Source organism: Klebsiella sp. K-Nf6 (assembly GCF_002806655.1).
GTDB classification, from domain to species: Bacteria; Pseudomonadota; Gammaproteobacteria; order Enterobacterales; family Enterobacteriaceae; genus Klebsiella; species Klebsiella variicola.
The window spans coordinates 1-376 of the sequence record NZ_PIBN01000063.1; the positions used below are offsets into that span (position 1 = coordinate 1).

Genomic DNA, 376 nt, shown 5'->3' on the forward strand with positions numbered 1-376 from the left:
CGCAGCGCCAGGAGACCTGTTCAACCCGCAGACGGGGATCGGTTTCCAGCAGCTGTCGGGCTGCCTCGAGGCGTATCTCTTTCATCACCGCCATCACCGAAGTCCCTTGTTGTTGAAACGCGCGATCGAGGCTGGATCGTGAGCAGCACAGCATCCGGCAAAGCAGATCAGGAGTCAGGTCATGTCGGTGATAATTAAGCGTAATAAAGGATTTCGCGCTGTTGACCAGATGCGCGAGTTTTCCTGACGAGCGCAGCCCCTTCTCCTGAGCCACATCGGCCAGAACCTGCAGCGCGATATGGTGTAGGACATCGACGATAACCGCGGTTTCCTGTGCGGATAAATTTGCCGATTGCGCGTCCAGCAGCAGCATATG

1 protein-coding gene is annotated in these 376 nt (G+C 56.6%); it reads right to left on the reverse strand.

What is annotated here, in order from left to right:
* On the reverse strand, positions 1-376 hold a 376-nt coding region (locus tag CWM61_RS28635; protein ID WP_133122483.1), incomplete at both ends, for a helix-turn-helix domain-containing protein.